A 4,260-nucleotide genomic window follows, 5' to 3' on the forward strand; every position below is an offset into this window, starting at 1 on the left:
TGCTTTAAGCGCACCTGATGGTTTGTTTATTCAGATGGGGGGTAAATATAATAGTGTAATCAAGAATTGTAATTTTACAGATATTGCTGTTGATTTTGGCCATGCATCAATTGTTTATCTTAAAAGAGGGACTGCAACTTTAGAAAATTGTTCTTTTATTAATTGCACTAGTGGTTATGGATGTGTGGGCATTTATGATCCTGATAACTTTAAAAAAATAAAAATGGTTGTCAAGGATTGTTATTTTGAAGGAAATTATGCTACAACAGCCCCAGGATGTATTAACAATTGCGGTATTTTGGAAGTATATAATTCTACTTTTTATAATAATCGTGCTTTTTGGTGGGCTGGTGCAATTCATACTCATGGTGGTGGAAATACCACTATTCATGATTCAAATTTCACAGATAATATAGCGGGATGGAATGGTGGAGCATTATACACTTACAGTTACTTACAAATCTACAATACAATTTTCAGTGGTAATAACTGTACTACCAATAATGGTGGAGGAGCTATAGGGGCATGTACCTATCAATCAAATCCTCATATTTATATTGAAAAATGTTTATTTGAAAATAATGCTAACAATTGTTGGAAGTTAGATAGTTTATCCACTACTGGTACGGGTCGTGGTGGAGCAATATCATTTATGGATGAAGGTTCATTAGAAGTTCATGATACAATATTTATTGCAAATTCTGCTTCTATCGGTACTGCAATTTGTGCTTGGGCAATGGAAGAATACGGTTCTCCTAATGTTATAATAACCAATAATTCTTTCATCAATCATACTCGTCAAGGTGATACTTTAAATGTTTATGTTTCAGGCACAACTGCGGTTGTGGAGGATAACTATTTTTATGGTAATTCTCTTCGTTTTTCAAATTTAACATTAACTAAAATTAGCGAAGATAAAGATTATGCTACTTTGGAAGTATCCTGCAGTTTATCTAATCCTAGTTATTATGATTCTAATATATTGGATAAGACAAGTTATGAGGTTTATGTTAATGGAGAATATGTAAAAACGGTTGATTCTAAGGTTTTCACTATTGATTTTGATGAGTTGGATACTTGTGATGTCTATGTCATCCCAACAGTATCTAATCAAAAAACTAATTCCGTACATTTGGTCAGTACTCGCGAATATGTTTTTGTTTCAAAAAGCAGTGGTAATGACAATAATAATGGTCTTTCAAGGCAAAGCCCTGTCAGCACTATTAAAAAGGCTTTGGAGCTTGCTGATGGTTGTCAAAGTATAATAATTATGGATGGGGAATGCAGTGAAGGAAATTTAGCGATAACTTATGATTTGCTCATCAAAGGTGAAGGGAATGCGACATTAGTCAACAATACTTCATTTACAGTCAATGCCAATAATTTCACTCTTAAAAATCTTAAAGTTGATTCAATCATTGGTGAATCATTTGTTAATCAGGTTAAAGGCAATTTAATCATTGATAAATGTATTTTCAAAGGTAATAAAGTTTCAAAGCTAATTGATGCGGATAATGTTAATATCACAAAATCCATTTTCACAAACAATAATGTCTTAATATACAATAATGGATTTACTTATATCAGAAATTCAATTTTATTAAATAACACTAAAATAATTGATAATAATTTAGACAATATTGATTTGGATTATAACTGGTGGGGAAACACTTTAAACAATGTCTCCAAACCTGTGAATTTGAACATTAATAACTGGTTGATTTTAAATGCTACAAGAACTAAAGATTCTTTGGAAAATGGTCAAACAAGCATCATCCAGTTTGGAATGTTTTTATTTGAAAATAATCAGGTAACTAAATATTCTGATTTAATCAAATTCAATTTAAAAACCAATGCTTTAAATGCCTCTGTAAATAAAAATGCCATTGATTATAATGATAAAATTATTTATACTCAAACTGGTTTGGCTGATAGTGTTTTTACTGCCAGTTACAATAACGTTTTAATTAGTCTACCTTTCAATTTTTTAAAATCCTCTCCAAACTTGTCCATTAAATTTTCAAATATCAGATATAATGATGATTTGATAATCACAGTTTCTGCTCCAAAAGATATTACTGGGGATGTCTCTGTTACTGTTGGAAGAGATACTACTACAAAACCATTGACAAATGGAGTTAAATTCACTTTTAAATATTTGGAGGCAGGAGATTATAATATCACTGTCAACTATAATGGTAATGGAAAGTATTTGTCTCAAGTAATTAAGGATAGCGTTAATGTTAGAAAGTATGATTCAACTACAAAGATTTCTCTTGGCAGTATTAATGTGGGCGAAGATTTAAAAATCACTGTCAGCACTTCCCGTGGAACTACAGGTAATGTCAATTTGACCATTAATAATCATAGTGAAATTCTAACCTTGAAAAACGTTGAAGCGTCTTATGTCTTTAAAAACATTCCAAGGGGCGATTATTTAATCACAGCATACTATATGGGTGATGATAGGAATCTGCCAAGTAAAGATGTATACTTCCTTGAAGTGGATAATCTGATTCCTAATCTCACTGCTTCAGTTGCAGATAGTAATTATGGTGAATCAGCAGTTATTGATGTCATTTGGATGATGATGCACAGGGTTATGTTACAGCCACCATCGACGGCATTACAAATTCCTCCGATGTCATCAACGGCAAATCTAAAATATATCTTAAAGGTGCTGAGGCTGGAATCAACAGGAACATCACAATCTTTTACAGTGGGGACAATACTTATCTAAACAAGACTATCACCGCCAATATGAATATCTTTAAGAATAATTTCACTTTCAATATTTCTTCAGAAGATATTTTCATTGGCCATGATGCAGTTGTTACAATAAAAGTTCCATTAAAGACTAGTGGTAATTTCACTATTGATGATGTTGTTTTATCCATTCCGATGTCTGGTGAGGTATCATATGTTATTCCGGATTTGGAAGTTGGAAAATACACAATTACTGCAGTTTATAACGGCAATAATTATTTCACAGTTGAAAACAGCACTTCATTTGAGGTTTTCGAATATCCTGCTCCTCAATGGATGAATGACGGTGCTGATACCAAAAACACTCAGAAAACAGATTATATCAGTTCATCTAATGGTAATGTGTCTTGGGTCAGCCAGATTAACAGTACTGTCATTGCCAATATCGTAATTGACAGTGAAGGAAACCTATATCTGGCCACTACAAATGGAATATATTCTTATGATAATGAGGGTAATTTGAGATGGATTTACGAATCTGACGGTCGTATCGGTAATTTTTCAGGTCTGGCCATTGGACGTGATGTTATCATTTCACCAAGGGCTGGAGATACTATTTATTTAATCCGTAATACTTTGAATATGGTTAATCAGACAACCGGTGAGAAGTATGGTGATTCGAATATTTATCAGGCTTCCAGTCTATTTGTACCAATCATTGATTCCAATGCATTCATTTATACTGTTAGTGAATATCAATTTGAGGGTGATGGTTATAATTTGGTTATCACTCCATTTAAGATATGGGAAGGTGGTGGCCAGCCGATTCAACTTAAATTAGGTAAGGCCAAGCCTATTGCTCCTCCAAGTGTCAATGATGATATGATGGTTGTTGTATGTCAAGGCAGTCTCATGATTTTTGATGCAAAAACATTGTCAGCAAATTCCATTAAAACAGGTGACTTTAAAAATATCCGCCCGGTTATAGGTGACGGCAATATTGTCTATACCATTTTAGGAAATTCCATTGTTGCATATACAATCACTGGTTCACAGTATGGAAGTAAGATTCCAATTACTGGTGGTTCCGGTGATAAACTATTAATCGATAATGAATTGGGATTTTTATATGCCACAAATGCTGAAGGTCATCTCTACAGTTATGATTTATTCACACAGGAAGAAACTTTAATCAGTAGTTTAAACATTACTTCAGGCATTCTCATTGACGGAGATCATAATCTCTGCTTTGCTTCAGATAACATTTTTTACTGCATGGATCCGACTGGTGAAGTGCTATGGAAATCAGATTTAGGCTCTAAAATCTCTTCAAATCCAATCATGAACAAAGAGGGAGTTATTTATGTAACCAGTACAGACAATAAGCTGTTTGCTTTAAGTAACAAATCAAGTGATACTGTTAAAGGCAATGTCAGTCTTAAGGTTTCAGCTAGTGATGTTAATGTCGGTGAAGATGCAATTATTCAGGTAACTTCTTCTTTAAGTTCCATTAAAATCACTGTCCAAGTAAACAATAGGGAATTTAACATTACT

Annotated in this window: 1 protein-coding gene and 1 pseudogene; both read left to right on the forward strand. The window is 33.1% G+C overall.

Annotated elements, in window-relative coordinates; all coding sequences use genetic code 11:
* Window positions 1–2,740: pseudogene (locus tag Q4Q55_RS09800) on the forward strand (hypothetical protein); the annotation flags it as partial.
* Between the two features lie 878 nt (window positions 2,741–3,618).
* Window positions 3,619–4,260 (forward strand): PQQ-binding-like beta-propeller repeat protein (locus tag Q4Q55_RS09805; RefSeq protein ID WP_303372628.1); only part of this gene is annotated, 642 nt, incomplete at its 3' end.

Origin of the sequence: Methanobrevibacter sp. (genome assembly GCF_030539555.1) — an archaeon.
In the GTDB taxonomy this organism is placed as follows: domain Archaea; phylum Methanobacteriota; class Methanobacteria; order Methanobacteriales; family Methanobacteriaceae; genus Methanocatella.